Annotated in this window: 26 protein-coding genes; 13 read left to right on the forward strand and 13 right to left on the reverse strand. The window is 46.1% G+C overall.

Annotation, left to right across the window (positions count from 1 at the left end):
• Nucleotides 1–42: 42 nt before the first annotated feature.
• From DVG78_RS00355 to DVG78_RS00370, 4 genes are all read left to right on the forward strand, one after another.
• Nucleotides 43–561 carry a shikimate kinase gene (locus tag DVG78_RS00355; protein ID WP_114459098.1) on the forward strand — a complete coding sequence of 173 codons (519 nt, stop codon included), beginning with the start codon at nt 43–45 and terminating at the stop codon, nt 559–561.
• A gap of 99 nt (nt 562–660) precedes the next feature.
• The gene (locus tag DVG78_RS00360) at nt 661–1,305 is read left to right on the forward strand and encodes a class I SAM-dependent methyltransferase (protein ID WP_114459099.1); all 645 of its coding nucleotides are present in this window, start codon (nt 661–663) and stop codon (nt 1,303–1,305) included.
• Nucleotides 1,306–1,312: 7 nt separating this feature from the next.
• Complete coding sequence (locus tag DVG78_RS00365; RefSeq protein ID WP_114459100.1) at nt 1,313–2,563, forward strand: glycosyltransferase family 87 protein; 1,251 nt, start codon at nt 1,313–1,315, stop codon at nt 2,561–2,563.
• Between the two features lie 64 nt (nt 2,564–2,627).
• The gene (locus tag DVG78_RS00370) at nt 2,628–3,878 is read left to right on the forward strand and encodes a hypothetical protein (RefSeq protein WP_114459101.1); all 1,251 of its coding nucleotides are present in this window, start codon (nt 2,628–2,630) and stop codon (nt 3,876–3,878) included.
• A gap of 26 nt (nt 3,879–3,904) precedes the next feature.
• On the opposite strand, the gene DVG78_RS00375 is transcribed toward DVG78_RS00370, so the two are convergent.
• Both DVG78_RS00375 and rplS read right to left on the reverse strand, forming a co-directional pair.
• The gene (locus DVG78_RS00375) at nt 3,905–4,693 is read right to left on the reverse strand and encodes a diaminopimelate epimerase (protein ID WP_114459102.1); all 789 of its coding nucleotides are present in this window, start codon (nt 4,691–4,693) and stop codon (nt 3,905–3,907) included.
• A gap of 79 nt (nt 4,694–4,772) precedes the next feature.
• Nucleotides 4,773–5,129 carry a 50S ribosomal protein L19 gene (gene rplS / locus DVG78_RS00380; protein WP_114459589.1) on the reverse strand — a complete coding sequence of 119 codons (357 nt, stop codon included), beginning with the start codon at nt 5,127–5,129 and terminating at the stop codon, nt 4,773–4,775.
• 247 nt (nt 5,130–5,376) lie between these two features.
• On the opposite strand from rplS, the gene metF reads away from it, so the two are divergent.
• Complete coding sequence (gene metF, locus DVG78_RS00385) at nt 5,377–6,336, forward strand: methylenetetrahydrofolate reductase [NAD(P)H] (RefSeq protein WP_114459103.1); 960 nt, start codon at nt 5,377–5,379, stop codon at nt 6,334–6,336.
• A gap of 65 nt (nt 6,337–6,401) precedes the next feature.
• Here metF and DVG78_RS00390 read toward each other — a convergent pair whose 3' ends face one another.
• Entirely contained in the window at nt 6,402–6,728 is a 327-nt protein-coding gene (locus tag DVG78_RS00390; protein ID WP_114459104.1) for a hypothetical protein, read from the reverse strand.
• A 444-nt stretch (nt 6,729–7,172) separates the two neighbouring features.
• Here DVG78_RS00390 and DVG78_RS00395 point away from each other — a divergent pair, with 444 nt between their 5' ends.
• The 3 genes from DVG78_RS00395 to DVG78_RS00405 are packed head-to-tail and all read left to right on the forward strand — an operon-like array spanning nt 7,173 to nt 9,184.
• On the forward strand, nt 7,173–8,066 hold the full coding sequence (locus DVG78_RS00395; protein ID WP_114459105.1) for an OmpA family protein: 894 nt from the start codon (nt 7,173–7,175) through the stop codon (nt 8,064–8,066).
• A gap of 32 nt (nt 8,067–8,098) precedes the next feature.
• Entirely contained in the window at nt 8,099–8,620 is a 522-nt protein-coding gene (locus DVG78_RS00400) for a helix-hairpin-helix domain-containing protein (RefSeq protein WP_114459106.1), read from the forward strand.
• A gap of 30 nt (nt 8,621–8,650) precedes the next feature.
• Entirely contained in the window at nt 8,651–9,184 is a 534-nt protein-coding gene (locus tag DVG78_RS00405) for a helix-hairpin-helix domain-containing protein (RefSeq protein WP_114459107.1), read from the forward strand.
• Between the two features lie 62 nt (nt 9,185–9,246).
• Here DVG78_RS00405 and DVG78_RS00410 read toward each other — a convergent pair whose 3' ends face one another.
• The 3 genes from DVG78_RS00410 to DVG78_RS00420 form a co-directional block, all read right to left on the reverse strand.
• Nucleotides 9,247–10,521 carry a mandelate racemase/muconate lactonizing enzyme family protein gene (locus DVG78_RS00410; RefSeq protein ID WP_114459108.1) on the reverse strand — a complete coding sequence of 425 codons (1,275 nt, stop codon included), beginning with the start codon at nt 10,519–10,521 and terminating at the stop codon, nt 9,247–9,249.
• A gap of 44 nt (nt 10,522–10,565) precedes the next feature.
• Complete coding sequence (locus tag DVG78_RS00415; protein ID WP_114459109.1) at nt 10,566–11,510, reverse strand: RraA family protein; 945 nt, start codon at nt 11,508–11,510, stop codon at nt 10,566–10,568.
• 112 nt (nt 11,511–11,622) lie between these two features.
• On the reverse strand, nt 11,623–12,762 hold the full coding sequence (locus DVG78_RS00420; RefSeq protein ID WP_114459110.1) for a hypothetical protein: 1,140 nt from the start codon (nt 12,760–12,762) through the stop codon (nt 11,623–11,625).
• Between the two features lie 53 nt (nt 12,763–12,815).
• Between DVG78_RS00420 and DVG78_RS00425 the strand changes: the two genes are divergently transcribed.
• From DVG78_RS00425 to DVG78_RS00445, 5 genes are all read left to right on the forward strand, one after another.
• A complete protein-coding gene (locus DVG78_RS00425) occupies nt 12,816–13,310 on the forward strand; it encodes a deoxycytidylate deaminase (RefSeq protein WP_114459111.1) in 495 nt (164 codons plus the stop codon).
• A 58-nt stretch (nt 13,311–13,368) separates the two neighbouring features.
• The gene (locus DVG78_RS00430; RefSeq protein ID WP_114459112.1) at nt 13,369–13,965 is read left to right on the forward strand and encodes an acyl carrier protein phosphodiesterase; all 597 of its coding nucleotides are present in this window, start codon (nt 13,369–13,371) and stop codon (nt 13,963–13,965) included.
• 26 nt (nt 13,966–13,991) lie between these two features.
• Nucleotides 13,992–14,501 carry an MOSC domain-containing protein gene (locus tag DVG78_RS00435; RefSeq protein ID WP_114459113.1) on the forward strand — a complete coding sequence of 170 codons (510 nt, stop codon included), beginning with the start codon at nt 13,992–13,994 and terminating at the stop codon, nt 14,499–14,501.
• Between the two features lie 85 nt (nt 14,502–14,586).
• Nucleotides 14,587–16,389 carry a DNA polymerase III subunit gamma/tau gene (locus DVG78_RS00440; protein ID WP_114459114.1) on the forward strand — a complete coding sequence of 601 codons (1,803 nt, stop codon included), beginning with the start codon at nt 14,587–14,589 and terminating at the stop codon, nt 16,387–16,389.
• Nucleotides 16,390–16,460: 71 nt separating this feature from the next.
• Nucleotides 16,461–17,546 (forward strand): Gfo/Idh/MocA family protein, encoded by a 1,086-nt coding sequence (locus DVG78_RS00445; protein ID WP_114459115.1) that lies wholly within the window; start codon nt 16,461–16,463, stop codon nt 17,544–17,546.
• Between the two features lie 168 nt (nt 17,547–17,714).
• Here DVG78_RS00445 and DVG78_RS00450 read toward each other — a convergent pair whose 3' ends face one another.
• The 7 genes from DVG78_RS00450 to DVG78_RS00475 form a co-directional block, all read right to left on the reverse strand.
• Complete coding sequence (locus tag DVG78_RS00450; protein ID WP_114459116.1) at nt 17,715–17,906, reverse strand: hypothetical protein; 192 nt, start codon at nt 17,904–17,906, stop codon at nt 17,715–17,717.
• Nucleotides 17,907–17,967: 61 nt separating this feature from the next.
• Nucleotides 17,968–18,720: an amidohydrolase family protein gene (locus tag DVG78_RS00455; protein ID WP_114459117.1), complete on the reverse strand. Its 753-nt coding sequence runs from the start codon at nt 18,718–18,720 to the stop codon at nt 17,968–17,970.
• On the reverse strand, nt 18,707–20,059 hold the full coding sequence (locus DVG78_RS00460) for a dipeptidase (protein ID WP_114459118.1): 1,353 nt from the start codon (nt 20,057–20,059) through the stop codon (nt 18,707–18,709). The genes DVG78_RS00455 and DVG78_RS00460 overlap by 14 nt, the downstream gene beginning before the upstream one ends.
• A 2-nt stretch (nt 20,060–20,061) precedes the next feature.
• Nucleotides 20,062–21,069: a hypothetical protein gene (locus DVG78_RS00465; RefSeq protein WP_114459119.1), complete on the reverse strand. Its 1,008-nt coding sequence runs from the start codon at nt 21,067–21,069 to the stop codon at nt 20,062–20,064.
• 5 nt (nt 21,070–21,074) lie between these two features.
• Nucleotides 21,075–21,215, reverse strand: coding sequence for a hypothetical protein (locus DVG78_RS29970; RefSeq protein WP_158549937.1), 141 nt, complete (start codon nt 21,213–21,215; stop codon nt 21,075–21,077).
• Nucleotides 21,216–21,249: 34 nt separating this feature from the next.
• Nucleotides 21,250–21,897, reverse strand: a complete 648-nt coding sequence (locus DVG78_RS00470; protein WP_114459120.1) for a hypothetical protein — start codon at nt 21,895–21,897, stop codon at nt 21,250–21,252.
• 79 nt (nt 21,898–21,976) lie between these two features.
• Nucleotides 21,977–24,478 carry a hypothetical protein gene (locus DVG78_RS00475; protein ID WP_114459121.1) on the reverse strand — a complete coding sequence of 834 codons (2,502 nt, stop codon included), beginning with the start codon at nt 24,476–24,478 and terminating at the stop codon, nt 21,977–21,979.
• Nucleotides 24,479–24,482: the final 4 nt, after the last annotated feature.

Here is a 24,482-nt window from a genome sequence, read left to right on the forward strand (position 1 = left end):
GAAATTGTGTTTCCTTTCGGCTCTTTATTTTTGCTTTTATACATGAAAAACATATTCTTAGTAGGCCTTCCTTCATCGGGAAAAACGACGCTTGGCAAACAATTGGCTCGGCATATTCGGTATCGTTTTGTAGATACTGATGTGCTCATTGTCAAAGAAGAAGGCATGAGCATCAATGATATTTTTGCCCAAAAAGGAGAGCCCTATTTCCGCGAAGCCGAAGCCCGAATTCTGCGGGCTATTCGCCCCGATTCCAAATTGATTGTGGCAACGGGCGGCGGAATTCCCTATTTTTATAACAATATGGCGTACATCAAAGCAAACGGAATCAGCGTTTTTCTGGATGTGTCGCCCGAAGAAATTTTGGCGCGTATTCAACGGCACTCATCCAATGACCGGCCCACGTACCGTAAACAGGATACGCAGCTTTTACAGAACCTGCAGCAAAAATATCACGACCGTTTACCGTTTTATTCGCAGGCTGATTTTACGTTGAAGGGAGAAAATCTTCAAATCAAACAACTGCTCGACGTTTTACAAGAAGTAGTAACTGAGCAATGATGGCGGTTGTCCATTATTTGTATATTCTTTTAAAGGGTCGTTTCTTTGCGTCACTAACTACATTCTTTACTAACTACACTAAACTCTTTTTAAACCCGAATGAATTACGAGAGAATTTATGAGTACCGCTTCAAGCAAGTAGCTCACGAAAAGAAAAAAGTGATATGGACCATTATCGCTGAATATTTTTATCATAAACTTGGAAAGCCACAACGTATTTTGGACTCGGCGGGTGGAATGTGTGAGTTTATCAACGCGGTTCCTTCCCCCGAAAAATGGACGGTAGACATTGTGGACGCTATTAAAAATTATGCGGCTCCCGAGGTAAACCTTATCATTGGCGATATTCTGAAAGTGGATTTGCCCGAAAATTATTTTGATGCGGTATTTATTTCAAACTTTCTGGAACACCTGCACACGCAGGAAGAGGTGGCGTTTTTTCTGGAAAGAATGTATAAATCGCTCAAACCTGGGGGAAAAATTGGTATCATAGGGCCAAATTTTAAGTATTGTTATAAGCAATATTTTGATTTTGCCGATCATACAGTCGTTCTTTCAGAATTGGGAGTGGAGGAACATTTGTATGGAGCAGGATTCAAAATCAGTGAATCACACGCCCGGTTTTTACCTTTGTCGTTTAGGGGAGGGTTACCTGTCCATCCATTGCTTGTAAAACTCTACCTGTCGTTGCCCTTCACTTGGTGGGTTTTAGGAAAACAATTTTTGATAGTGGGCGAGAAATAAAAGTGATATGTCAACACTTACGGTATTTTATATAAAGCTTGTATTAATTGCGTTTTCGTCTATAGCCATTTGGTTAGGTGCTCGTTCGGATTCTTTTTGGCAACAAATTCACGAAAAGCAGCAAGAAAACCGCCTGCTCGGCCTTGGACTCATTTTGTTCAGATTGTTGCCCTTCATTTTGGTGTACGTGGCAATGAATTATTCACCGCGCGGCGATGTGCCTTTTTTTTGGGGCAAAGCCACCGTGGCGTACCAATGGGGATTGGTTTATCGAGATTTTGCTTCTTACCACGCTCCGATGTTTTCGTATATCATAACCCTGCCTCTCTTGCTTTGGTATACCCCCAAAGCCATTGTTTTGTTGATGGTGATAATCGAAGCAGCCATTGTTTGGGGTACTTATCGTACTTACAAGTCTTTGAAAACCAATGCATTTAAGTCAATAATGTTGTACGTGATGCTCTCTGCACCAGCGGTAATGGTTTTGTTGGGTGGGCAGGAAGATATTTGGTTGTGGGGAATTGCCGTTTGGATGCTGTATTACTTTTTACGGACCAAAGACGACGGATTAGGGCTTGGACTTCGCTTTTCGGCAGGATTGATTGTTATTAAAGCTACCGCAGGTTTTTGGTTATTTCCGTTGTGGTTTTTGCTAAAAAAACGCTGGTCTTTCCTGCTGGGGATGATTTTGGTCGGTGTTCCATCGTTGGTTATTTTGTATTTTTTGATGGGGATGGATTTTTTGATGCCCCTGCAAATGACCACCAACTTGTTGACTCCCAACTTATTTACGGTAGTGCGGCCCATCATCACCGCGCTGCTAGGACACACGCCCGACCTGCCCACTTTTAGTTGGATTGGTATGGTAATTACGCTTTCTTCGGCGGTTTGGATGGTGTATTTTGCCCGACATAAATCATTGACGTTGACTTTGCCTTTGGCGTTTTTAGCGACCTACATTGCCATGACTATTTTCCAACTCAGTTCGCCTGGCTATTATGTATTTACATATATGTTGCCTTTGGTGATGGAGTTGGTAGATTGGAAAAAAAGCCACGATGTAATCATTTTGCTGATTTTCAACGCGCTGCTTGTGGTGCAGCCTTTCCTCTTTACGCATTTGAATAGCCCTACCTACGACGATATTACTGTATTAGGTGAGCCTTTATTTCTGTTGGAATATACGTTACAGCTCCTCAATGTGGCTTGTTATGGGTGGTATTTTCTGAAAGTGTATCAAAAGGCGCGCTTCGCTTGAGTAAGGTGATGTGAGTTTTTTGACCTAACCATCAATTTTAAATCGTAAATCAAACATTTAATTAATGCTCGTTATTGTTGCAAAAACCATTGTATCGCTGATTTGTGTAAGTCTGGTGGGTATTTTACTTGTCTATCGGGCCGCAATAGAACAGTGGATTGCGCGTCAGAATGAGCGGCTATTGCTCGGTGGCGTTTGGATGGCTACTCGGCTTGTGCCCTTTATCGTCATCTTTGTTGTCGTTGGTTTTACGCCATTTTCAGACCTTGACGGTTTTTATAATCAGGCCCGTGAAGCGGTACAACTCAAGCTGGTTTACCGCGATTTTTATTGCATGTATTCACCCTTCTTTCCGTACGTAAACGCGTTGGCATTGGGGTTTTGGATGGATAAAAAAGCCATTATTTTCATTATGATTCTTATCGAAGGTGGCGCATTGTGGGCTACCAATCGTTATTTTCAAGCGCTGTTGCCAAGTAGCGAACGGATTTTCAAAAGCCTGATTTACTTGTTGTTACCTGGGTCGCTGGTGTTCTGTGTGTTGGGTGGGCAGGAAGATGAGTGGATGTGGTTTTTGCTAATCAGTGCTTATTTGGTGTGGCAACGTACCAAGCGAGTGGAATGGTTTGGGGTAGGGCTAGTGGTTGGTTTTATGTTTACCAAAGCTGTTTTTATATTGGTTGGGCCAGCATTGCTGTTTTTGGTTCCTAAGCCTATCAAATGGATTGGTGCGGCGGCGATTGCGGGAATTGTATGCTTAGGGGCGTTGTATTATTTTACCGAATTTCTGTGGTTGGAGCAGCCCTTGCACGAAGCCGCCACCCTTCGCGCGCCCAATTGGCTTTCGGTTCTTAACCCGCTTACGTTTGGTGTGCTCCACGCAGGGGCCAAAGGTTGGAATTGGTTAGGATTGCTGACTACGGTGGGCATGGGCGTTGGCTTGGCGTATCGCCTACAAAAAGTGGATTTCGTTCGGGCTTTTTCGGCGGTCTTTGTGGTAGTGTACGGGACTATGATGGTCGTGCAACAAAGTGCTTACAGCAGCTATATATTTATATTTCTGTTGCCGCTTACGTTTGTGTGGGTTGATTTTAGTAATCGAAAAGAAACGGTTATGTTTCTGTTATTCAATGCCTTGTCGGTTGTTCACCCCTCTTTGTGGTGGCGACTCAAAAGCCCTTATTATGCTTCTCCCGCCGCTATTTTTGCCCAACCTATGTATATTTTAGACTATATCCTGCAAGTAGGTGTTGTGATTTGTACAATCTACTTTCTACGGATGGTGTGGAAAAAATCCCTTCTTCTGACCGTGTAACATTGACTCAGAAGAAGGGATAATACCTATAAATCGTCTACTTGGAACACGCCCTCAAACACTTTGATGGCGGGACCAATGAGGTAAATATTATCAAATTTTCCAGGGGCTTGGGCCACGAAAGAAACCCGAAGGTTTCCGCCTCGGGTCTTAACGTTGATGGGCGATTCCATCTGTAAGCGGTCATGGGCCGACAGCGCGCAGGCCGTCACACCGGTGCCGCAGGAGTAGGTTTCGTCTTCGACGCCGCGCTCGTAAGTGCGAACGTATAGTGAATCTTCGTTGAGTACTTCCACAAAATTGACGTTGGTGCCGCCAAGGGGGCCATATACATCGCCGTATCGAATTCTTTTGCCTTCATTGAAGACTTCGGTGGCTTCAATATCTTTTACAAAGGTTACCAAGTGCGGAGAGCCCGTGTTGATAAAATCATCGTTGCCGTCATGTTGAATGCCCGATACATCAATCATGTTGAGGAAAATTTCTTCTTCACAGGCCACGGCTTTGTGCTCACCGTCTACGGCAATAAACGTGGTATTTTCCTCAAACAGACCTAAATCCTGCGCAAACCGAACGGTGCAGCGGCCGCCGTTTCCGCACATGCTGCCTTCGCCGCCGTCGGCGTTGAAATACACCATCCTAAAATCATAGTTTTCGGCATTTCGCAATAAGATAAGTCCATCGGCTCCGATGCCAAAACGGCGGTGGCACAAAAAAGCAATCAGGTTTTTATCAACCGGAAACTGTTCGGCGCGGTCATCAATCATGATGAAGTCATTGCCGGTACCTTGGTATTTTGAAAATGAAATCTTCATTGTTGGTTTTGGGATTAAATTAGGTACAAAAAAAGCCGCCTCTAAAGACAGCTTTTTATGACCACTCTGTGAAAGAAAATTATTTTTTCTCCTTAACACGAGCGGCTTTGCCTTGCTTACCACGAAGATAGAACAAACGTGCACGACGTACTTTACCGCGACGAATTACTTCGATTTTGTCGATACTTGGTGACAAAATAGGAATGATACGCTCAACACCTACACCGTTTGAAATTTTACGAACTGTAAAGGTTTCGCCGTTTCCGCCGTTGTTACGACGTTGGATAACTGTTCCGGTAAATACCTGAATACGTTCTTTGGCACCTTCAATAATTTTAAGGTGAACGCTGATAGTATCTCCCGCACCGAATGCAGGATGGCTGTCGCGTTTTCCAGCGAATTCAGCATCTACCAGTTTGATTAACTCATTAGTCATTGTTTTAGTAAAATTGTAGCTTTTTCCAGCGGACGGCTTATCGGCCTTCATTCAAAAAAGCGAGTTTATCAGAAAAATTGCCCGCAAAAGTACTGTTTTCTACGGAAGAATGCAATCGAAATGCAGGAGTTTTTAGCTTTAGTGAATGTTTTTTTTTCTGAATTGTTATCCTACAAACGCAGGAGGCACTTTTTAGGCTAGATAATCGGCCACTTGTGTATCTTTGCTTTCCAAATGAACAGCACGCATGACCAAAATTACCGATTACATTCAGCAGGCCAACGGAAAAACTTTGTTTTCACTGGAAGTGATTCCACCACTTAAAGGGAGCAGTATCAAAGAGTTATTGGCCAATATTGAGCCTTTGATGGATTTTAAACCTCCATTTATTGATGTTACGTACCACCGGGAAGAGTACATTGAACAGGCGCTCCCCGACGGAACCGTCAAACACATCGTAACCCGTAAACGTCCTGGAACGTTAGGGATTTGCAGCTCAATCATGCACAAATTTGGGGTTGATGCGGTTCCCCACGTACTGTGTGGTGGATTTACGCGGGAAGAAACCGAAGATTTTTTGATGGATTTACACTATTTGGGCATTGATAATGTACTGGTTTTGCGCGGAGATCCTGCCAAGCCTTACAAGACCTTTAAACCCAAAACCAACGGCCACGAATATGCCAGTCAATTGGTGGAGCAAGTAGCCAACATGAACAAAGGCCAATACCTGCACGAGGGTGTAGAAGCACTGGCACCGACGGATTTCTGCATTGGGGTGGCGGCGTATCCTGAAAAACACTTTGAAGCGGTTGATTTCGACGTCGATTTTGAGTATTTAAAACAAAAAATTGCGCTCGGAGCCGACTATATCGTCACGCAGATGTTTTTTGATAACAGCAAATATTTTGAGTTTGTGAAGCGCTGCCGAGAAGCGGGCATTACGGTTCCGATTATCCCTGGTTTAAAGCCGCTTTCAACCAAAAAACAATTGAGTGTTTTGCCTCGTATCTTTTATCTACACATGCCCGACGATTTTGTCAAAGCAGTGGAAGATTGCGAAAACGACGCGCAGGCCAAACAGGTAGGAATTGAATGGTGTACGCAGCAGTGCAAAGAATTGATGGCGTTTGGCGTGCCTGTTTTGCACTTTTATACGATGGGTAAGTCTGAAAATATTTACAAAATAGCGTCTCAGTTGTATTAATCTGAACGTAGTGAAACGAAAAAAGCCGCTCACTGAGCGGCTTTTTTCGTTTTGTAGGTAGTTGATTACTTATCGCCAGTACGACGAATCTCAACTTTTACTTCTGCCTTTGGGGCAATTACGGTGTCAGTTGTTTTTTTGGCAATCACCGTTTTTTCGTCAATGCTGATTTTAGTTTCTACCGTTGCATCCATGGTTGGGAGTAGAGCAATCAGGCGCTGGTCGTTTAGTGAAAAAACGGGAGCCGTTGGTGTATACGTATCTTGCGTTGGCAAAGAAGCCAACAATTCTACAAGTTGATTTTGTGTGCGGATGCTCTTTCCATCTTGAGCTACGGCAATATGTCCAAGTGATAAAACACTTAAAGCGGCGGTGATGATGAACGTTTTCATAATGGGTACTTTGTTTTAATTTAACGATTTAGCGTTTGCTATTGGCTGTTATTCCTTTTTTGACACTGCAAAGGTGCAGGGTTCTCTCGACTTCGGAAAGTGAAATTGGATGAGTGGATATTTTTTAGTGATGAATGGTGTGGAAATTGTTATTAAACCAAAATATATTCTGTTTTTATCGTTAAATATCCCAATTGACAATAAAAAATTATATATAAAATATGTTTTGTTATACATAAAACAGAATTATATTTTGTTTATAATTTGTTGAAATATGATAATGCTAAATTCTGATTTCCTTTTTTTTACCAATAAGGTTTAAGGTATTTTATTGTACTATTTTTATTGCTTTTTGTGAAAATCATTGTTATTGAGATACTTATTGTTATTTTCACAGTCATAAGTGCTGTTATTCTATTCTTCCCTCTTTAACCTCTTATCTCTATGGCTTCAAGTGTCAAAACGCTTGCGTGGATTTTGCTTATTGGCTGGATGGGCGGGTCCACTTACTGGCACGTTTGTAAAATCAAATTGTTATGTGACGGTCCTCCCCAAGTAAGTACCGCTGCGCCCGCTGGTTATTCTATCCCTGCCCTCAGTATTGTGGATGGAAACAATCTTAGTTTATCTTCGGCGATGAATTTTGGCTTTAAAAAGTCAATGCCCGAGCCTAATTATGTCAATGTTAAAAAAGAATTGGACTCATTGGCGGCCTACCTCAAAGCAAATTCTGGCCGAAAACTGACAATTACTGGACTTTATTCTTCTGTTGAACAAAATACCACCTCCTTCCCTGATTTGGGCTTAGCGCGTGCGGATGCCCTGAAACAGTATTTGGTACAGGCAGGAGTGCCAGGAAGTCAGTTGGTGACGGCAAGTAAATTGATTGACTTAACCTTCAGCGTCGACGATTCTACGCATGGGATGGAATTTGGGTTTGACAGCTTGATTATTCCGAAAACAGAAGAGGCGCTCGCCGCGGCGGAGAAATACGAAAATGTATTCAAAACGATGGATTTGTACTTCAAAACTGCCAAAGCGGATTATATCAAAACGCCTGAGAATGAAAAATTCATCGCAGAAGCAATCAAATACTTAGCCGCGAATAAGGATAAAAAGCTTGCCTTAACGGGCCATACCGACAACGACGGGACGGATGAAACAAACCTGAAGCTTTCTAAAAACCGGGCAAGTAGTGTAAAGGCAGTATTGATGAAGAGAGGAATTTCAGGAACCCAGTTGGTGACTGATGCAAAAGGCGAGTCGCAACCTAAAGCCTCCAACGACACTCCTGAGGGCCGTAAAGCCAATCGCCGGGTAAGTATTATTGTGCAATAAATTTGTCAACTGGTAAAATTCCTATTTATATTATGTACTCACATTTTAATCCGTTTGCTTCGGGAGATGCCTGGTGGCAACACCTATTGATGCTGGTGATAGCGGCTGTATTAGGCTACATCATTGGCTATATTTCGGCTAAAAATAAGGCTGATAGTTTACGAGCGGAATTGCAGGCGCTCGAAATTGATATTGATGAATGTCAACAGAGCAAAAAGGAAGTAATCGCGGTTACTCCGCCAGTGGCAAAAGCCGCCGCGGTGGTAGCTCCCCTTCCCACGCCCGTTGTTGTCGCTACACCCGATGATTTGAAAGTAGTGGAAGGGATTGGACCGAAAATTGAGAAACTGCTCAATCAGGAGGGTATTTTGACGTTTGCTCAATTGGCGGAGGCCTCACCAGAGCGAATCAAAGAAATATTGGTGGCTGCTGGTCCCCGTTTTCTAATGCACGACCCTGCTACGTGGCCTGAGCAATCGGCACTAGCCCGCGATGGCCAATGGGACGCGCTGAAAACATGGCAGGATGAGCTCAACAAGGGCCGTACACATTAATGGTTTTACCCTCAAAATAGATTAATCACCATGATTATACTACAAGCTACTCCCATAAGTCAAAACTTTTGGATTGCAGGATTGGAAGCCCTTGCCCTGTTGGCCTTGGCGGCTTATATTGGCTGGTGGATTGCCCGCCGTACTTTTGCGGTTGAATTGGCCAGTCTGGAAGCCGACGTTCATGCGCGTCATAAAGAACTCAATGATTGCCACAAGAGTAAATTGACACACTCAACGCCTGCTCCTGGCCGAATCCCAGGGCCCGTTCAACTAGAAAGCCTTATGGCTATGCCCGTAATTCCGAGTGAACCCGACGATTTGGAAATCATTGAGGGCATTGGGCCCAAAATTGAGGAGTTGCTCAATAAGGAAGGGATTTTGACGTTTGCGCAGTTGGCCGAAACGCCCGCCGAATCTATCAAGGAAATACTCAATGCGGCGGGTCCGCGTTTTCAGATTCATGACCCTACTACCTGGCCAGAACAAGCTTCTTTGGCCCGTGATGGGAAATGGGATGAACTGAAAAAATGGCAGGATGAGCTGAATAAAGGCAGATTGGATTGAAGTCATTTATTAATCAAAAAGCCCCGAAACTCGGGGCTTTTTGATTAATTGAAGTAAGATTCTTATTCAAAAAAAGGAACACCTTTCGGAGCGTATTTACGCATTCCCTCTTCGTTGATTTCCACGCCGACACCCGGTTTCTCGGAAAGCGGAATGTACCCGTCTTTCACCATCGGTCCGTCAAACGTGACGATTTCTTTGAACATCGGCTCTTCGTGGAAATAAATCTGCCACTCCAAAATCAAAAAGTTTGGCACCGAAGCGCATACATGGCTCGAAGCCATAGCGCCCAAATAGGAAGCCACCATGTGGGGTGCAAACGGCACGTAGTATAAGTTGGCGAGGTTGGCAATGCGCTGGCCTTCACCGAGCCCGCCGGCTTTTTGGAGGTCTGGCATCACCACGTCTACCGCTCCCAATTCCAACAGTTTACGGAAGCCGTGCGCCAAATAGTGGTTTTCTCCCGCACAAATGGGCGTTTGGGTAGAATCCCGGACAGTCTTATAAGCTTCGGGGTTTTCGGCAGGAAACGGCTCCTCCAAAAACAATAATTTCAACGGTTCCATCATTTTGGCCACGCGCTTGCCAGTGGTGGTATCGTAGCGTCCGTGCATGTCTACACAAATGTCGATTTTTGGCCCGACGGCTTCCCGAACGGCGGCAATTTGGTTGTACATTCGTTCCAATTCTCCATTGCTTGCGGTCCAGTTGTATGCGTCGTATTTATTGGGGTCATTGCGCTCGTCAATGTCGTATTTTACGGCGGTAAAGCCCATTTTTACGGCGGCTTTGGCGCTTTCGGCAAAGGCGGCAGGGCCTGTTTGGGTGGTTCTGTACGCACCGGTATCGCAATAAACGCGGATTTTGTCCCGAAATTTTCCGCCCAATAACTGATACACGGGCATTCCGAGTGCTTTGCCGGCCAAATCCCACAGGGCAGACTCGACCGCCGACAAAACCGCAATGTACATCCCCGCTTGCGCTCCTTCAAAAAAACCGGCGCGTCGCACATCTTCAAACAAGCGGTGTACATTTAGCGGATTTTTCCCCTTGATACGCTCGCCCATCATTTTGACCAGATGGTAGGTGCCGGGCGTTGCATCAACGCCTTCACCGCAACCGTGAATACCCTGATTGGTATAAATTTTAACAAAAAGACTGTGTCCGTTACGGATAAATCCACATTTAATATCGGTGATTTTTAAATCAGAAGGGGCAGAAGATTGGGGCGTGCGTTGGAGGGCAGTTTCAAGTCCTTGGCCATAACTGCTGAGGGTTGAAAGCCCCAAAGCGGTGGTAATGGCACTTTTGGTTAAAAAGTCGCGGCGGGAGGTCATTGGAATGTTGAAAGGTTAAAAATGAAAGGAAAAGGATTAACAATTTACCAAGTGCGATTTTTTAGATATTCTTGAATTTGTTCTTTCGGCACAGGAAGCTCATTGATGTGTGAATTGAGCCATTTCGAAAAATCTTTTTCAATCTCGTCCGACCAGCGATTGTCGATTTGTCCCGCTGTATATTTTTGCTCGCGGAGCCGTTCGTGGCCAAACATATCCCGCAGGCGCACTATTTCTGAAGTAGTTACTACCTTTTCGGCCAAATGCGGTGGAATAAACGTAACGGCCCCGTCGCGGCCCAGCACGACGTCGCCAGGCATGACCATTACCTTGCCAATGCGCGTGGGGTGATTTATGCCCACCAAGGTAGTATTCAGTTCGCCATCAGGGTTGTTGAGGTGGTGCGAAGGGTGATAAGTGCGGAAAAAAGAAGTAAAACCACTGATTTCTTTCAGCCCCGCAATGTCGCGGATAGCACCTTCGTACACAATGCCGTTGCCCGATTTGGCGTAGATAGAATTCCCTAAATTATCGCCGATGGTGGGGCCATTTTCGTGTGCTCCGAATTGGTCTACCACGTACACATCACCTCTGACGAGCAGGTCAATCGGCCATGAATTCTGGGACTTGATGCGCCCGTCCTTTTCGTGTCCTTTTTTATCAATCACGCGGTGGACGTCTGGTCGCCCGGGCATAAACGTGGCGGTCAAGGCCCGGCCCACTAGCACGCTGTCGGGGTTGATGCATTGCCAGCCTTCGGCATATTGAAATTTGTAATTTGCCCCTTTCATCACCGCCCATGCTTCTTCGTGGGTGACGAGCCTCATGCGTTTGAGGAGCGCATCGGAGACTTTGGGGCGACCGTCGGCAAAGCGTTCTCCTTTCCATTCGGGGGTCAGAAAAAGGAGCTCTTCTTTGGAAATTTGTTGGGCAAAGAGGGGTAAGGTGAGTCCCCCCCATAGAATAGCGGAGAAAAAGAGTGATTTCACAAGATACTAAGTTGAGGATTAAAGGTTTTACCTTAAAAGCCGATGCTCCTCAAAACTTACTTTTGCGCTATTTTTTCTATTAATATTTTTGTTTTATGGGTTAAAATTAACCCTATTTCGCCGAAGGTTTTATTCCATAACTGTGCAATTCGTCGCGTATTTTTTTGACCCAACTGGCTTGCATCCCTTGGTTGATTCCGTGGCTGGTTTCGTCGTCGTATTGTTGCTGAAGCTGAGCGTGGAGCCGAAAATGTTCCAGATACTGGTATTGAATCTCACTACTAAAGTCCTCGACAGAAAACGTCATGCTTTGTACTTTTCGTTTAAAGCGCTCTGCCGTGACACGAGTTACATCAAAATGAAGCTGTTCGTGGTCGAGCACGTAGTCGTTTTTGGAATCGGGCCGAACCCATGAGATGGTTTTGTCAATCCAAACTTTGGTCCGAACCCGCAGCTCCACGGTGCGATTTTTGACAGTGGAGCGTGCCTCAAATCCAAAACTCGTAAACACCTGTGCTGCCCAACGGTTAAACACACTGGGAGCACCCTGAAAATCCAACCACGTAAGCGGGCGATTGGGGTTATAATACACCAGTGAGTCGGCTTTGGCGGGCGCGATAAGGCTATCATCCTCTATAATGACGGTGACACTTTTTGCAAAAATATCGGACACATTCACGCTTTGGGCGTACCATTTGCTGAACCCCTTCAATTCATTTTCCAATAACCGCCTGATTTGGGGCTCAATAATATCCTCAGGTGCAATGCCGCTGCGGGTGTAGGTGGTGGTGGCATTGCCGCCCGTAAGAAAGACTCGTTTGCCTTCACGGTACGTTTCAAAGCCCAGATTCATTTTGATTTTTCCAGTTACTTTGGCGGGGGGGAGCAGGGTTTCGCTCACTTGTAATTCTTTGATTACTAAAATAATGGGTGTTAGTGAATCGGTGTTGGCGGGGTTGAAGTTTCGCCTTAAAAACTTGTCGATTGCGGGAGCCGTTCCACCTTGAAGCACGGCGGTTAGGGGCTGGGGTTTACTCCAAACCGTCCCGATATTGGTAGTGATGGGGCGGCTGTCAATGACCTCGACGATAAAAAAACCTTTGGGCTGTACATTGAGCCGTTCGGATTTTAGGGTGATGGTTTGTGTCTGCGAGAAACACGGCGTTTTGAGTGCGTATTGCACGATAAAAAACAACAAAACCCATGCGATACTACGCTGTATACCTTTCTTATTTGTTACTTTGTCTTTCATTACGTACGAATTACAACGAATACACGGCACTTTTAAACTTACTGTTCAAGAAAATGCGTCCTGCTTTTGACGATATATTTATGGAATTGGCCCAAAATCTGGCGCGGCGATCGCATTGCATCAAAGCACAGGTAGGGTCTGTCCTCACCAAAGATACGCGGATTATTTCAATCGGTTATAATGGCCCTCCGTCGGGAACCCACAATTGTGATGAAGAATTTCCCAGCGTCGGTTGTCCACGAGATTCAAAAGGAAGTTGTTCTTTGGCCTTACATGCGGAACAAAACGCCATTTTGTATGCCGTCAAAAATGGCGCAAATCTGGAAGGAACCACGCTGTATGTAACACTTTCGCCCTGTATTGCCTGTGCCCGGGTGATTTTTACAATGAAAATCAAGCGGGTTATTTATCTAAATTCTTACGCCGAATACAAAGGCATCGGTATTGATGAAGGGGTAGAGTTTTTGCGCAAGTTTGGGGTGGAAGTAGACCGGTACATCCCGAAAGAGAATGTTGGAAGTCAATTGTCTATTGCCCATTTAAAATAATATTTTCTGCGCTTTTTCTGACAAAATCCAATCGGTCATTCGTAATCGAACCTCGCCAATGAACTACCTCGCCCATTTTTATTTGTCTTTTGAGCAGGAACCATTAATCATTGGCAATTTACTGGGCGATTTTGCCCGTGGCCGCCTTGACCACCCGCGCAATGACCGATACAATTCATCTATCAAGCAGGGCATTTTGTTGCACCGCCAGATTGATTCATTTACTGATTCGCATCCGTCGGGTCAAGCCTGCCGTCAGGAATTGCCCAACTATTTTGGCAAGTACAAAGGCGTGATTACGGATATGTATTTTGATTATTTTCTGGCAAAACACTTTGCGGATTACCATCATTTGTCCCTAAAACAATTTACGATGTACGTATATGAGGTGTTGGAAAAACACCGTTCGGTCTTGCCGCAGGAAGCTTTGGGGTTGGTAGATTCGATGATTAAGTACGATTGGTTGAACAATTATCAGTTTCTGGAAGGCATGAATCGGTCGTTTGGTGGAATGTCACGACGATACCCATTTTTGGCAGGGATTGAGCGGGCCGGAGCGGAGCTGTTTGAAAATGAAGCCCTCTATGAGCCGTATTTTCGCGCGTTTTTTCCTGATTTAATCAGCAGCTGCAAGGATTTTCTTTCGTACGATTAGAGGTAATTTATCTAACTACTTTAACCATGTTTAATGAACCTACTCCTTTAAAAGAACTGATGAGTCACTTTCCGCAGGCGGGAGAGGTGATTTGGATTGGACTACGTACGGCTACGCGACAAGAGATCAAAATTGTGGAAGAAACCTACGCCCGTATTGGTACAGGATTGGAAGGCGACCGCTACAAAGGTACTGCCGATAGCAAACGTCAGGTGACGCTCATTCAGGCCGAACATTTGGCGGCAGTAGGGTCATATTTAGGGCGGGGAATCATTAATCCCGTGCTGACACGACGCAATATCGTAGTGCAGGGAATCAACCTGTTGGCCCTCAAAGACCATCGCATTCAGATTGGAGACGCTGTGCTTGAGATGACGGGATTATGTCATCCTTGTAGCCGTATGGAAGAAGTCTTAGGGCCAGGCGGTTACAACGCCATGCGCGGACACGGCGGCATCACTGCGCGCGTGGTGCAGGAAGGGGCCATTCGGTTAGGGGATACCGTGACGGTTGTAAAAACGGAGCAGAAGATTTAATGCTAACTTCCTGATAACTTTTCAATTACTTACGTTCTCCTTTTTTTCTGTTTGAATTCAGACATTGACTTGCTAACTTGCGGCCATGGCAGACAATTTTGTAGTATCGGCTCGGAAATATCGCCCCGTTACGTTTGATACGGTGGTCGGGCAGTCGCACATTACCACTACCCTCAAAAATGCAATTCGTACCAATCACCTTGCACAGGCTTTTTTATTTTGTGGCCCGCGTGGGGTAGGAAAAACGACCAATGCGCGTATTTTAGCCAAAACCATTAATTGCCAGAGTCTTACGGAAGATGTTGAGCCCTGCGGTGAGTGTGAATCATGCGTGGCGTTTCAAAACAATGCCTCTTTCAACGTGCATGAATTGGACGCCGCTTCCAACAACTCCGTCGATGATATTCGAAATCTGATTGATCAGGTACGGTATCCGCCCCAAACGGGTAAGTATAAAATCTACATCATTGACGAGGTTCACATGCTGTCTTCGGCGGCGTTCAATGCGTTTTTGAAGACGCTCGAAGAGCCACCCAGCTACGCCATCTTTATTCTGGCAACCACGGAAAAACACAAGATTTTGCCGACGATTCTGTCACGTTGTCAAATTTTCGATTTTAACCGGATTCAACCGCGTGACATCGCCGACCATATTGAGCAAATTGCGAAGAAAGAGGGCATCAAAACCGAGCGCGAAGCACTCGAACTTATTGCCCAAAAAGCCGACGGTGGACTTCGCGATGCGCTTTCGATGTTTGACCTCAACGTGACTTTTTCGACCGACAATACGGTGCGCTACAAAGAGGTTCTCGAAAATCTTCATATTCTTGATTACGATTATTATTTCCGGTTGACGGATGCGCTTTTGGCGGGAAACCTTTCGGAAACACTTTTGATATTTAATGAAGTTCTGAAAAAAGGCTTTGACGGGCATTTGTTCGTAATTGGAATGTTGGAGCATTTTCGTAACCTGTTGGTATCCAAAGACTCTGCCACGGTGCAGTTGCTCGAAGTATCCGAAACCGCCAAGAATAAATACCTTGACCAATCAACGCGGGCGTCGCTTTCTTTCTTACTGTCGGCCCTGAGTGTGGGCGGTCAGTGCGATATTAACTACAAAGCGTCTAAGCAACAACGGCTACACGTAGAGCTGTGCCTGATGAAAATGGCCAAGCTTACCGAGGTGCTGGATTTGGAAGCCCTCGCGGCCGACGAAAAAAAAAAGCCTAACGTAGGGGCAGGTCCGGGCGGCGTACCGCTTGCGTCTGCCCAAAACGACAATAATGGTTCTTCGCCAAATGCGCAGGGAAATCCTGTAAATAGAACAGATGCAAACGCATCGTCGTTGCCCACGACTGCCGAGCCTACTATTACCTATCAAAATGCGCCAAATGGAAAAGGATTGCCGCTGGGGAAACTGCGCTCAACGGTCAATTTAAGCACATCCATTACCGATACTCCCGCACCCACGCAGGTTTCCAAACCCGTCGAAGTAGCGCTGGATGCCTTGCCCGAAAAAGACCTTCCCGTAACAATGGAGGCGCTGAAAGAAGTTTGGGCCGAATTTTCTCGAATGCGGGAGCAAAACGGCGGCGCAGTGAGTGAGCAGATCATGCTTAACCGTGATTTTCTCTTCGAGAATATGACCATTGAGTTGGTATTGGACAACCTGCATCAAGAAACCCTGCTCAATGAAATCAAACCGACCTTATTGGGTTATCTTCGCCGAAAGCTCCAAAATCGTCAGATTCAGCTTTCTCACCAAATTGCGCAAAGTGATGGGAAGCGCAACCCCTACACGCCACAGGAGAAGTTCAATGTGCTCGCCGAGCGCAATCCAGCCCTCTTTGACTTGCAGCGGTTGCTAGGGTTGGAGGTTGATTTTTAGGGATTTTTGAGTAGATTTTTAGGGTTATCGGGTTTAGTACTAAACGTTTAACCCTCTTAATTATCTTGTCTATGTTCTCTCGTCGCGACTTTCTCATTCAGGCTGCTTTGGGCGGTGCTGCTTCGCTTATATCTCCCAATACGTTGTTTTCGGCCACTCGCCCCAAAAAAGATAAATTGGGCGTGGCATTGGTAGGGTTGGGCTACTACAGCACCGATTTATTGGCCCCTGCGCTGCAATTGACCAAGAATTGCCAGTTGGTAGGTATTGTGACAGGAACGCCTTCAAAAGCTGAAACTTGGAAAAAGAAATACAATCTCGCCGATAAAAATATTTATAACTACCAAAATTTCGACCAAATCGCCAACAACCCCGACATCGACATTGTCTATGTGGTGTTGCCTCCCAGTATGCACCGCGAGTTTGTGGTGCGGGCTGCCAAAGCGGGCAAGCAGGTGTTTTGCGAAAAACCCATGGCCCCGAGCGTGGCGGATTGCGAAGCCATGATTAAGGCTTGTGCTGATAACAAGGTGAAATTGGCGATTGGGTACCGCTGTCAGCATGACCCCAACACGCAGGCGTTTCAGAAATTTGCCAAAGAGAGTACCTTCGGAAAAGTCCGCATGGTGACCTGCGGCGCGGGATATTTTGACGCTCGCACTACGCACTGGAAACAAAACAAAGCCCTCGGTGGCGGTGTCATGGGCGACATGGGCGTGTATGCCCTTCAGGGGGCGCGCTTGGCCACGGGCGAAGAACCGATTTCGGTCACGGCGCAGTTTCATACTACACGCCCCGATATTTACAAAGAAGTGGAAGAGACGGCTACGTTCCAATTGGAGTTCCCGAGCGGTGCGTTGGCGGCTTGTCACACCAGTTTTGGTATCAATATGAATTATTTACAAGCCAATTGCGAAAAAGGTTGGTTTAAAATGGAGCCATTTTCGAGCTACACCGGAAACAAAGGAAGCAGTCCACTGGGGCCCATCAATTTCCCCCTCGAAAATCAGCAGGCCCGACAACTCGACGAAGATGTCGAAGCCCTCATGAAAGGTACTGCGCTGATTGCCCCTGGTGAAGAAGGCCTGCGCGACATTCGCGTGGTAGAAGCTATTTATAAATCCGTAGCCGCTGGCGGGAAGATGATTAAAATTTAATTCGGGACTTTATTCAACTTTATGACGGGAGCGAGGCATTTGTCTCGCTCTTTTTTGTAGTAAGGATTTCGTTTTCGGAATGCTCCGCGTCGGGGGATTAGGAACTGAAAAATTGTAAACCGAAAAACTGTAAAATTTAAAACTGTAAAAGTGTGAAGTGCAGGGGGGCTAATCCGCTACTTTGTTCAGCATTCCTACGCCCACAAACAAAAACAATGCGCCGACAATAAACGGCACGAGGGTTTCCCATTTGGTGAGCGTGAATCCTAAGACTGCTTTGTCGGACATGAAGGCAATGCAGGCAAAAAGAATAAAAATGATGCCCATGCTGGTGAGAATTGTTCCAATCGTACGTTTCATTATCAATGTTGGTTTATGGGGGCGAAAATAGGGCTTTTGCAGGAAGCATCCAACATGTGCCTCAATAGGCGGATTGTTTTGTCTTAACCTTAGATGTTAATTTTAGAAAATTTTCTCCCAACATGAGCGCAAGATCTTCTTGTGGCGCTTTCAGCGCGTAGATTTTTGCGATTTCAACGGCAGGATGCAGCCACGGCCCATCGGTTCCGAATAAAATCTTGCTTGCGCCCGCTCGTTGATAGGCCATTTCGAGCAAATCAAAACGTCGTACGCCAGATGTGTCGGTGTACACATTCGGGTGCCGGGCCAAAAGGTCCAGAAAAGCCAGCTGTGCTCGCCAATCATCGGCAAAACTACTCAAATGAGGAATGATAAAGTTGACGTCCTGGTACTCGGTTGCGATGAGTTCAATGGTGGAAGTTTCGCCAGTGGGGTCGTACAAAACGGGAATGTTGAATGTCTGGGCGGCGGTGCATATTTCACGCGAGATGCGGGCGTCGTGGCGATGCACCTTAATGCCGCAAAAGCCATACTCTTCGACGGCCGTTTGCACCATAGAATGGATCCTACCCCGATCGCGCTCGGCATGAACAAACGCAAATCCATAAAAACGCGCTGGATAGCGACCGACGATTTGGGCGGTTTGGGCATTTGCCTTGGCATAATCGGTGTGAAAAGCGGCAAACAAAACCGTTTTTTGAATTCCTGCTTCGGCCGACCATTGCATGAATTTTTTCAACGAAGCTCGTGTATCCCAAGGGCCCGTGAGCCCGTCGCCCTCTCCGGCGTGGCAGTGGCAATCAATGATAAGCATGGCGCATGAATTCAAGGTTTTTGATAAACTGTTTGGAGGTTTCTACCCCACGAAAGAAATTGGGAATATAAAATCTTTCGTTAGGCGCGTGCAGGTTGTCGAATGGAGAAGCAAAACCCATCATGACCACGGGGAGTCGTAATTGCTCCGCCAAAGTGCTGACGATGGGAATGCTGCCTCCAGAGCGCAGCAATACAGGTTTGCGACCGAATACGTTTTGACAGGCGGAGGAAGCTGCCTGAAAAACACGTTCGTCGGGATTTACTTGGTAGGCGTTGCTTTGTGCCGTAACGGAGACTTCCACGCGCAGCCTAGAGGGGCACTGTTGAGCAACATACCGCGATAAAGATTGGGCTATTTGGTTAGAATCCTGATGAGGAACCAATCTGAAATTTAGTTTTGCCCGGGCCTGCCGAGGAATCACGCCCTTGCTGCCTTCTCCTTGGTATCCCCCCGAAATCCCCGTTACGGTGAGAGAAGGCCGGATGGTAAGTTGCTCGTAGGCGGTGAAGTTTTCTTCGCCTATGTCATCATGCCCCTGCATTTCCCGCCTTAATTGGGCATTTGAAGGGCCATTTTTTCTCATATATGTACGCTCTGCGGTCGAGATTTTGAATACGTCATCATAAAAACAGGGTAATGCTATTTGTCCTTTGGTGGTATGTAACTTTGCAATGATATGCGCTAAACCGTGAATTGGGTTTGACGCAATTCCACCGTATATTCCCGAATGTAGATCTGTACCCTGCCGTGTTACCAACAACTCGGCGTGAATATTGCCCCGCAGGCCGTAGGTCAGGGCGGGTTGGTGCAGGTCTAGCATACGCATGTCTGATACCACGGCGCAATCAGCTTTAAACAAAGCTTTGTGTGTGCGTAAAACATTGCTTAAATGTGTGCTTCCGATTTCTTCTTCACCTTCAAATAAGCACTTGATATTGATGGGAAGGCGATGTTCAGCCATGAGGCTTTCCACGGCTTTAAGGTGAAGAAATAGTTGACCTTTGTCGTCAGAAACGCCCCTCCCGTAGAGATAGTCCCCCCGAACAGTAGGCTCAAAAGGGGGTGTTTTCCATTCGTTGAGTGGGTCGGCGGGTTGTACATCATAATGCCCATAAATCAATAAGGTAGCTTTGGCGGTATCAATCATCTCTTCGGCATATACGACGGGTGGCGCTACCCCAGAGGTTAGTTGTAGTACCCGTTGCATTCCCATCTTTTGGAGATGCTTAGCCAGCCAATCGGCGCAATCAAACAAATGAGAACGGTAAACAGAACCCGAACTCACGCTTGGAATTCGAACAAATTCTTTCCATTCGTTGAGCGCGCGCGTGTACATATTTAAAAGAAATTTACTGCTTCAAATTCCAGTTCTTTCGATAGTCCGAAGTGTGCCTTAAAGTTGGGGATGTTGCGAAGCACCCCGATTTTTACGCCTTTACTTGCCCGAGAAGAGGGTAAAAAATTTCGATCTTCTTTGTAGTCGAAGTAAGTCGGACTGAGCACAATTTTTTGTCCTTTAAATTCCCCCATTCTTTTCAACACGTTGATGATGGCGGCTTTCTTTTGCTCTTTGGTCGTTTTGCCCGCAACTGCCTTGTCAATCGCCGCCCCTACGATTGCATGAGTGGTGGCGGAGAGTGGAATGGTTTGTTTATTCAACTGCTCCAACGTGACGTTGTCAAACAAATCGGCATATTTGAAAGGAATCCAGTGATGTACTTCAATACCAATGGGTTGAAGTGAGGAAGGGTTGCCAAAATGGAGCTTTCGGGCGTCAAATCGGGCGCTGGCCTTGATGGCGTTTTCGGCTTTGGCGCCCTGTGTTTTGATGTCCGACCATTTTTTGGTTTTGTTTTGCTCATAGGTTTCCAATTCCATCGCTTCCAACAATACTTCCGCCAATATCGACTGAACCCCGCGGAGTTCTTTCAATCGGTCGTATATTCCGCTTAGCTCATTGACCAATACCGCCATTTCATAGTCTGGATTTAGTGTATTTTTGGTGTAACTTTCGGTAAGAATTTCCCCCAAAAGGGTATTTTCAAGCTCTTTGCCGCCTGCGGGAGTGTCTTTTTTGGTTGTTTGCTCGGTACCGTCCTTTCGTCGTTTGTCCTGAACTTGCTGCCAGTCGGCGGCGGCGGTATGCTGTACAGGTGGCTTTGTATCCGACGGGGTGCCTGGTGCCAGCCGCGCAAGAATACCTGCTACGGCACCTAATTTTTGCGCTTTGGCTTTATTGCGTCTCCAAAAAGCAGAGAGACTTTCGCGCCAAGTTTCAAATTCGGCTTCCAATTCAGCATTGATTGAAGGGGATGCTTGAGAGGGAGGGATGTGATAAGGCTGCATAGTTTTTATCGTTTAGAACGGCGTCGCAGTTCGATGAATACTGGTTTTTTTACATTCGGTGGTACGGTTTTTAGGAGCACTTCCCAAGTGCTGAAAAGAATCGTTCCGTACTGTGGGCGTGCCGGTATTTCAGGTAAAAATCGCATGGTTGTAAATGAATTAAAAGGTGATTGACTCGGATCAGCGTGTCGGCCAACGGTTTACCTTAGGCTGATAGCGTCTTTCCCGAAAAGAAGCAAAGCGATTACGCGGTTTTATCCAACGAATCCGGACATTGGCATTGGCGGGAAGCGCCTGGCCCATGGATGATTTAAGGCCGTTGAGGCAGCTTTTGCAGGGTTGATCCTGAATCAGCATTCGGACTCTCTGAATATTATCGGCAAATAACGGGTTTACCTGTCGCTGTCGTTTTAGCCATTCAATGGCTTGGCTTTCAGGGTGTACGTGCGTGGTGGATGAAGTGGGCTGCCACGTGACCATGTTCATCGCGCGGGCATCGGGTTCGGGCAAAAAGACAAGGCCGTTTCTCGATTCATCGGTGTACAAGTACGGAGCGGTGGGTGTTCCAGTGTTTGTCCTACGATAGATGGTCGGTGGGTCTTCGCTGAAATGTTGGAATACCGATGAGGGTAGCCGTCGCCGAAAAATGATGCGGATGACCGCCGATGACCGCTCTGGCGGAGTATCCCAACTATCGTTAAGATCGAAGGGACGGAAATCATCCGCATTGTCCAATAACGTGGTCAGGCTGTGCCAGTCGTCCTGCGTTACAGGTTCTTCCTCTGACCCATCATAATCAAAAGGTTCGTTTTCGTCAAAGAATTGCATGATGCTGAAAAACGTTTTGAGTTCTCTCTGAATCTATTTTTTGTAAAAAAAGGATTCAGAGAGAAACGTGAAAGCTTGCTTAAAAACGTGTCGACTGGCTGGGGCCTACGATACGACTGTTGCGTTGTGGACCGTTTTTTTCGGTCATCAAACGACGTTGAATCAACACCGACGGCTGCATATAACTAGCTTCGGATTGCTGAGCATCGGCCGAAAGGTCTACTCCCGTAACGGTCCGGTAGGAGTGAATGTAGCGCTGAATATTGTCGCGGAAGTTGGTTGCCCAACTACCAGCTACGATGGTACTTTCTTCGTTAGACCAGTCATGCACCCGAATCGAAAGCAGAATGATTTCGCCGTACTGCGCCAAATCGTAATAATGGGTAATACTCGTACTGCCCCAGTTCTGAATTTGCTTCATGCGGTCTACGCGGTCCATCCACCCTTCACGATAAGGCACCATGATACGACCGCCCAAAAACTCCCTCATTTCTGGCCGAGCCAGCAAATACTGTTGGAGCATCATCTCCTGACGGGCCGTCCAAGTCAGGTTTCCGTAGGCATTGTGGTTTCCTTCTGCCAATAGTAAATGCACTTCTCGCAGGTTGTTTAAGATTGAGAACGCATCGGCAATGCGGGTTGTGTCGTCAGATTCTTTGAAATAGATTGACGCGCCGTGTAGTAAATTATGAAAAGCTTCCAGAAATTTTGAACGACTATCGACTGATTTGAATGTAGGCACCGCCCGTCCCTGCAACGACAATCCGTAGGTATGGTCGTATTCATAGGCGCGGCGTTTGATGGTCAGGGTGTGTTGTTCGTCCTGAATATACCCCCAAAACAAGTTGGCCAGCGGTCGTAGTGGGTCAATATCGAGTTGAGACAAAGGATCGGTGCCTTGGTTGGTGGTAATGTTCTGAAACCTCAAACTGATGGCGTTCATGGTTTGGACCAACATTCCCTGCTCTACCCAGTAGCTCCAGATAAGCTCAATGCCTGGTAAATAATTGATGCCAAATACATTCGGGGCCAACGGATGGCTTACCAACAAATCATCTCGCCATTCATCCAGACGACTCAGAATATTTTGTAGGTAAGGCGTGTAGTCGCCGTCGTCAGCGTTAGAACTTGGATAACTGTTGATGTAAGAATCAATGGTGCCCGTATAGACGTTGTTGGTTGCCCATAAGTAAGCCTGTGCGGCTGATTTGAGCAGTCGATACGCATTGATATTGGTAAATGGCAACGGATGAAGCTGTTCATTGCGGTTTGTAACCTGATTGGCGATTCTTGAATTTTGTCCAGTTTTTCGCAAATCAGCCAGACGGGTCGAAGACGGACGAAGTGCAATGGGCGGAACCTGACCAGTGCTTTGTCCCCCCAGAATTCCATCCATCAGGCTGTCAAAGAGCCGAAAGTCAGGTACTCGGGCCTTGAGAGCGTCCCATAATTGTTGGGTCGAATGTTCATTGTCTTCCGTATTGGCTCGTTGCAAAAATACTTTCGAGCCACGATTGAGTGCTTCTTTTACGTTTTCCAGACCTTTCCGCATTCCAGTATCCGCACCGCCGAAAATGAGTTCTTGGGGTGCATAATGCCGGTATGTATTACTCGACTTTCCTTTTGCGTCATATTCTGGAACGGATGGTACAAATTTGATACCGCCAAGTTTACCGAATTTTTGAAAGAGGTTTTTAAACTCCTCATTGGGAAGTGACCAAAGTAGCTTTTCGGGTTTCTGGGTATTGCTCAATAACTGATATTGCTGCTCCCTAAGCAGGGTATCAAGCGCAATATCATGCTGGAGGTCAATCTTTCCGCACTGCGTCACTTTAAAAACAATGTTGTGCTTTTTGATTCTTTCCATATCTGTGACGGGCTCTCCGTTGATATGGACCGTCAAGAAACCCATCAGCGGTTGATTGGTGTTTTCGTCAATGACCGAATCGCACAATTCGAAAGCAAGAGACGTAACCTCTTCGGGGGCCTCTAGCCCTGGGGGACATTTTTCTTTCAGGCACTCTTCGATTTTACTGCCCAATTTTTCAAAGTTTTGGTCAAACTTGGCACCTAGCCCATCTACTTTCACTTTGATTTCTTGGACGTCCCACTCAATGCGTCTTACATCCTCTTTGGTGCTCTTTAAATCACTGTTTACGCTTAGTAAGTTAGGCGCATTGCCTTTGGGAAGTGTTAATTTAATGGTTGCTGGCTCACAATGTAAGGTCTTTTTGTCTTTGTCAATGCCCTCAAGTAATACCTCATATGTTCCAACTCCGTATTTTTCAGTTATTTCCTTCAATTCAGACAAGGTCATCGTAGGTTTGACAAACAGCTCAATGGAAGAACTATCGGTGGCCAATAAATGCTGAATTCCCTTATCTACTAACACATCCTTATCTACTAACACATCCCCGTCTTTTCTGATAATAAAATTCCAGCTATAGTCATTGAGGGCGTCGAGCAGGATGGGCGTCCCGTCGGAGGCTAAGACCTGAAACTTCAGTTGCCAGTAATTAGTATTCGAGTCTGGAGGGGTGGGAGTAGATAGTATGATTTTGAAAGGTGTTTTATTTTCCATGATT

Origin of the sequence: Runella aurantiaca (assembly GCF_003339505.1) — a bacterium.
In the GTDB taxonomy this organism is placed as follows: domain Bacteria; phylum Bacteroidota; class Bacteroidia; order Cytophagales; family Spirosomataceae; genus Runella; species Runella aurantiaca.

Excerpts from the sequence above, each read along its gene's own strand:
- DVG78_RS00355 (WP_114459098.1), top strand. The coding sequence starts at position 43 with ATGAAAAACATATTCTTAGTAGGCCTTCCTTCATCGGGAAAAACGACG.
- DVG78_RS00360 (WP_114459099.1), top strand. The coding sequence starts at position 661 with ATGAATTACGAGAGAATTTATGAGTACCGCTTCAAGCAAGTAGCTCAC.
- DVG78_RS00365 (WP_114459100.1), top strand. The coding sequence starts at position 1,313 with ATGTCAACACTTACGGTATTTTATATAAAGCTTGTATTAATTGCGTTT.
- DVG78_RS00370 (WP_114459101.1), top strand. The coding sequence starts at position 2,628 with ATGCTCGTTATTGTTGCAAAAACCATTGTATCGCTGATTTGTGTAAGT.
- DVG78_RS00375 (WP_114459102.1), bottom strand. The coding sequence starts at position 4,693 with ATGAAGATTTCATTTTCAAAATACCAAGGTACCGGCAATGACTTCATC.
- rplS (WP_114459589.1), bottom strand. The coding sequence starts at position 5,129 with ATGACTAATGAGTTAATCAAACTGGTAGATGCTGAATTCGCTGGAAAA.
- metF (WP_114459103.1), top strand. The coding sequence starts at position 5,377 with ATGACCAAAATTACCGATTACATTCAGCAGGCCAACGGAAAAACTTTG.
- DVG78_RS00390 (WP_114459104.1), bottom strand. The coding sequence starts at position 6,728 with ATGAAAACGTTCATCATCACCGCCGCTTTAAGTGTTTTATCACTTGGA.
- DVG78_RS00395 (WP_114459105.1), top strand. The coding sequence starts at position 7,173 with ATGGCTTCAAGTGTCAAAACGCTTGCGTGGATTTTGCTTATTGGCTGG.
- DVG78_RS00400 (WP_114459106.1), top strand. The coding sequence starts at position 8,099 with ATGTACTCACATTTTAATCCGTTTGCTTCGGGAGATGCCTGGTGGCAA.
- DVG78_RS00405 (WP_114459107.1), top strand. The coding sequence starts at position 8,651 with ATGATTATACTACAAGCTACTCCCATAAGTCAAAACTTTTGGATTGCA.
- DVG78_RS00410 (WP_114459108.1), bottom strand. The coding sequence starts at position 10,521 with ATGACCTCCCGCCGCGACTTTTTAACCAAAAGTGCCATTACCACCGCT.
- DVG78_RS00420 (WP_114459110.1), bottom strand. The coding sequence starts at position 12,762 with ATGAAAGACAAAGTAACAAATAAGAAAGGTATACAGCGTAGTATCGCA.
- DVG78_RS00425 (WP_114459111.1), top strand. The coding sequence starts at position 12,816 with ATGCGTCCTGCTTTTGACGATATATTTATGGAATTGGCCCAAAATCTG.
- DVG78_RS00430 (WP_114459112.1), top strand. The coding sequence starts at position 13,369 with ATGAACTACCTCGCCCATTTTTATTTGTCTTTTGAGCAGGAACCATTA.
- DVG78_RS00435 (WP_114459113.1), top strand. The coding sequence starts at position 13,992 with ATGTTTAATGAACCTACTCCTTTAAAAGAACTGATGAGTCACTTTCCG.
- DVG78_RS00440 (WP_114459114.1), top strand. The coding sequence starts at position 14,587 with ATGGCAGACAATTTTGTAGTATCGGCTCGGAAATATCGCCCCGTTACG.
- DVG78_RS00445 (WP_114459115.1), top strand. The coding sequence starts at position 16,461 with ATGTTCTCTCGTCGCGACTTTCTCATTCAGGCTGCTTTGGGCGGTGCT.
- DVG78_RS00450 (WP_114459116.1), bottom strand. The coding sequence starts at position 17,906 with ATGAAACGTACGATTGGAACAATTCTCACCAGCATGGGCATCATTTTT.
- DVG78_RS00455 (WP_114459117.1), bottom strand. The coding sequence starts at position 18,720 with ATGCTTATCATTGATTGCCACTGCCACGCCGGAGAGGGCGACGGGCTC.
- DVG78_RS00460 (WP_114459118.1), bottom strand. The coding sequence starts at position 20,059 with ATGTACACGCGCGCGCTCAACGAATGGAAAGAATTTGTTCGAATTCCA.
- DVG78_RS00465 (WP_114459119.1), bottom strand. The coding sequence starts at position 21,069 with ATGCAGCCTTATCACATCCCTCCCTCTCAAGCATCCCCTTCAATCAAT.
- DVG78_RS29970 (WP_158549937.1), bottom strand. The coding sequence starts at position 21,215 with ATGCGATTTTTACCTGAAATACCGGCACGCCCACAGTACGGAACGATT.
- DVG78_RS00470 (WP_114459120.1), bottom strand. The coding sequence starts at position 21,897 with ATGCAATTCTTTGACGAAAACGAACCTTTTGATTATGATGGGTCAGAG.
- DVG78_RS00475 (WP_114459121.1), bottom strand. The coding sequence starts at position 24,478 with ATGGAAAATAAAACACCTTTCAAAATCATACTATCTACTCCCACCCCT.